The sequence below is a fragment of the Arthrobacter sp. PsM3 genome, assembly GCF_030433895.1.
Lineage (GTDB): Bacteria > Actinomycetota > Actinomycetes > Actinomycetales > Micrococcaceae > Arthrobacter.
In genome coordinates this window covers 1-323 of the sequence record NZ_JARUXE010000151.1, presented here as the reverse complement: position 1 = coordinate 323, position 323 = coordinate 1, and the positions used below count along the sequence as shown (strand labels likewise).

General features: G+C 72.1%; 1 pseudogene. It reads left to right on the top strand.

The annotated features are described in order from the left end of the window. A pseudogene (locus QCD75_RS22010) lies at window positions 1-323 on the top strand (ferredoxin); the annotation flags it as partial.

The window sequence follows — 323 nt, the reverse complement described above, 5'->3', positions numbered from 1 at the left end:
CGACCACCTGTCCAGCCCGGCTGCCCCCGGCGTGTCCCGGCAGCGGATCTGGCACATCCGCGCCGCCCAGGTCATCCTGGCCCCGGGCGCCCACGAACGCCCGCTGGTCTTCGAAAACAACGACCGCCCCGGCATCATGCTCGCCTCCGCCGTCCGCAGCTACCTCAACCGCTACGCCGTGGCCGCCGGTTCACGCGTGGTCATCAGCACCACAAACGACAGCGCCTACAGCCTTGCCGCGGACCTGTTGGCCGCCGGCATCCGCGTCGAAGCCGTCGTGGACGCCCGCCCGCAGCTGAGCGAAACAGCCGCCGCAGCGGCCG